Annotated in this window: 3 protein-coding genes; 2 read left to right on the forward strand and 1 reads right to left on the reverse strand. The window is 61.7% G+C overall.

Annotation, left to right across the window (positions count from 1 at the left end; genetic code table 11):
- Positions 1-497 precede the first annotated feature (497 nt).
- Both J2X21_RS27095 and J2X21_RS27100 read left to right on the forward strand, forming a co-directional pair.
- Positions 498-878, forward strand: coding sequence for an H-NS histone family protein (locus J2X21_RS27095; protein ID WP_310333274.1), 381 nt, complete (start codon positions 498-500; stop codon positions 876-878).
- A gap of 94 nt (positions 879-972) precedes the next feature.
- Positions 973-1,902, forward strand: coding sequence for a DNA/RNA non-specific endonuclease (locus J2X21_RS27100; RefSeq protein ID WP_310333276.1), 930 nt, complete (start codon positions 973-975; stop codon positions 1,900-1,902).
- A gap of 206 nt (positions 1,903-2,108) precedes the next feature.
- Here the strand turns inward: J2X21_RS27100 and J2X21_RS27105 are convergent, their stop codons facing one another.
- Positions 2,109-3,038 carry a hypothetical protein gene (locus J2X21_RS27105; RefSeq protein WP_310333277.1) on the reverse strand — a complete coding sequence of 310 codons (930 nt, stop codon included), beginning with the start codon at positions 3,036-3,038 and terminating at the stop codon, positions 2,109-2,111.
- Positions 3,039-3,521: the final 483 nt, after the last annotated feature.

Below are 3,521 nucleotides of genomic sequence, written 5' to 3' on the forward strand. Positions count from 1 at the left end.
GGCGCCACGGCACCGCCGGCGACACTTCGCCGGTCGAGTTCGAACGACGCCATTCCCAACGGCTCACGGGTGTCTAGGAAATCCGGGGCGATTCAGGGATACATGGCTCGGACTGCTTCGCCGACATCCTTCATGGCTCGCAGACTTGCAAGCGGCCAGCATGAGGCCGGCTGCGCGGGCGTAGTTGCTTGAGCCGCAAGAGCTGAAAGAGCTGAAAGCGCAAGAAAGCCGGCCAGGGCCGTTCGAAGTTCAGCCACGTAGTGCCTCCTTGGAGGTTTCGACTTGGTACGGACGGCGGCGCTCATCTGCCACGATTTGACCACCGTCGATAAGAACGACCCGGTCTGCCAGCGCAGTCGTGTCGGGGCGATGCGCGACAACGATGCGAGTGATCAAGCTTTGCGATTGCCTCATTCACGCGAGCCTCGTTCTGAACGTCAAGGTGGCTGGCCGAGGTTCGGCAAGAATGCGCTGCGTTCCTTCTCGATGGAAATCTCATGGCAACCAAGCTGCAAACGCTCCTGAACCAGATCTCGAAACTGCAGTCGCAAGCAGACAGCTTGCGCTTGAAGGAGAAGGCCGGGGTCGTGGCGCGAATCAAGGAAGCAATTGCCCATTACGGCATCACGCCAGATGAGTTGTTTGGTGCGACACACGTGAAGCGCGGCCGTGCTGCGGCGAAAGTGGTTGCGCCCGTAAACAAGGCGCACACGCCTGCTGCGCCAGCGAAGAAGGTGCGCAAGGCCAAGGTCGCCAGCGTGGCCAAGTACACCGACGATACGGGTCGCACGTGGTCGGGTGTGGGCAAGCGGCCGAACTGGTTCAAGGATGCACTCGCGGCGGGCAAGACCGCCGAGGACCTGCTGATCGCCAAGTGACCTGATCGACAGCATCGCCCGTCCGTAGGGTGAAAGCGGGTCGCTGATCCAGGGGGTGGTTCAATGCGCGCACCATGAACTCTCTCCTGTCCTCGTGCGCGGATTTTCCAGTCGGCTCCAGCTTCTCGCGAGCCTGATCGTTGCGTTGCCGGCCTGGGCGATTGCGTTTGCCTCCTCGTTCGAAGCAACTGGGCTGCCGACATCGTTCGCGCGATGCCCGCAGTTTTTCCTGGGGCAGAAGCCGCCTGCGATGCCGGCGCGGGCGCAGCTTCGAGAGCTCTGCTTTGATGGCTTCGCCGTGTTGCACAGTGGTGCGACCAGGACGCCCATCTACGCGGCCCAGCGTTTGAACAAGCAGGCCCTCGGCGGCATCAAGCGACAGCGGTCGGATCGGTTTTTTGCCGATGGTCGCCTGCCGCGATCTGAGCGCGAAGAGCTCGACGACTACAAGCGGTCCGGCTACTCGCGTGGGCACATGGCGGCATCAGGCGACATGGCGACGGAAGATGCCATGGCCCAGTCGTTCTCGCTGGCCAATATGGTCCCGCAGTCGATCCGGCACAACTCCGGCGCCTGGTCGAAGATCGAGCAGGACACGCGCAAGTACGTCCAACGCGCCAAGGGGGATGTCTACGTGGTGACCGGCGCCGTCTTTGGGGGAGCTGCTGAGCGGGTCGGCCCCAATGGGGTAGGTGTTCCCAGTCACCTCTTCAAACTGGTCCACGACGCGCGTACTGGGCAGACCTGGGTCCACTGGCAGGCCAACCGCGACGATGAGCGGCCGTCCAGGCCGATCACCTACGAGGAACTTGTGCGGCGTACGTCCGTGGAATGGCTGCCGATGCGCAACCGAGTGGCCCGGCCGTCCTTACGGACTGCAGCTTTCACCGCCTCCTGCCCGTGCAAGGGCGAACCAAGAACTGGGCTTGTGGCGGGGGAGTCCAGCGAGGCCATTGACCTCGCTGGCCTAGGGGAGGCTCAGACTTCGAGGTCCGGTCCGCCCCAGGTACTCACCTTCTATTGATCCGGCTGCGCGGCACCAGTACCAAGACAGCGATTGCATTCGTCGACCTGGATTTCTCCGTCTCCGTAGCACCTATGGCACTGGCCCAGCGCGTTCTCTTCAGTAGGCGCGGCGCCCGTCCCATTGCAGTCCGGGCACGTCTGCATGAAGTCGTGTCCGCGCCCACCGCATTCGCGGCATCGCATCTTCCTCATCACTCGCCTCCGTCAGAACCGCAGTGCGCCGGAAGCCCTCAGGACGCCAAAGGCATCCAGGTAGCTGTCGGCCAGTAGTTCCCGACGGACTTCGGCTCCCTCTCGGTAAACCAAGGTCAACCCTTCGGGAGGGATCTCAAAGCTGAAGTCTTCAAACTCGCCGGCCATGGCACGCGCAAACAACGCGGTCTCGATGGGAGGTCGAGTACGGAAGAAGTCGCGATGCGCGCTCACCGAATGCAACGCGCGTGCATGTGCGTCGCTCGCGGTGGGCGCCTCCAGCAGCCGCGCGATGAACCGGTCGGGCTGGACCAACGTCCGATAATCCACGAATCCCCAGCTTGCGGCGACCGCGTCGACTTGCTCGACAAAGCGAAGGAGCTTTGCGATGTCAGAGTGGAGAAACTCCGCCGCGTACCGATTCATTCGGCCCGAGGGCTTGCTTTCGATGTAAGCCTCAGCCCTCTCGTACTCATCCAGCAACTGGGCCACTTCGGGCGGCGCCGGCAACTTGAAGTCCGCGCGAGAGACGGTGCCAGGAGGCGCCTCCTCCTCCGACTTCGATCCCCGGCTCGGTGGAGTGAACATCACCCTGTAGCCAAAGGGAAGCAGTTCGTCTTGACGCGCTTCGATCAACCGCTGGAGGCTAGTGAGCCGTGCGTCGACGCGACGAGTGAACGCGCCATCCTCATCAATGGCCCTTAGTGCATCGGCCTTGTTGAACGGAAGCAAGATTGCCCCATACATCGCCATGGAGGCGACGTGCATAGGGTCCGAGATGGAGAACTCCGCAGGCCCAGGTAGCGGGTGAGGTGATCGCCGCAGCATCAGGCTTCGCCCCGGGGATCCGGCCTGGAGGAAATAGAAGTCATCCAGTCCGTATGCGAGCGCATCGGTACTGAAACCGTCGTTGAAATCGAAAGGCAGTGTGGATTTAGACATGGCGCACCTCATTTTTGACGCGTGTGTTAACACCTCTACGCGTGTGCGTAGAGGAACGCGGCTGGAGCGTGCTGTCCATTTCTCGAGCCGGCGCTCGAGGGGCCTGCCTTTTCTGACCCTAGGCAGGACCAGTTTAATCGAAGGCGGCGAATCGGACGCCTCCGACTTAAGTGCCAACCACGCCTAGCACCCGCACCCAATGTCTGACCTCTGATTGAAGGCTGCAGTGCTTCAGTTTCTAGATCTTGAAGGGGGTTGCTACGCTGACGAGCTTGCCGAGCTCGCGTGCAGGGCATCGAACAGGCTCGATGCGCTGAGTAGTGCTGAATACCTCGCTCTGACAGCACTGGTCAACCTGTCCAGAAGGAAGTGAACTCTCTGTCCAGAACCGTAAGCAGCCAGGGAACACATGTTGATCTGACCGTGCCTCGGTAGTGAACATCTGTCCGCTTAGAAGGAGGCGGACACGTGAACACTTATGGG

Origin of the sequence: Roseateles asaccharophilus, assembly GCF_031458115.1 — a bacterium.
Taxonomy (GTDB): domain Bacteria; phylum Pseudomonadota; class Gammaproteobacteria; order Burkholderiales; family Burkholderiaceae_C; genus Pelomonas; species Pelomonas asaccharophilus_A.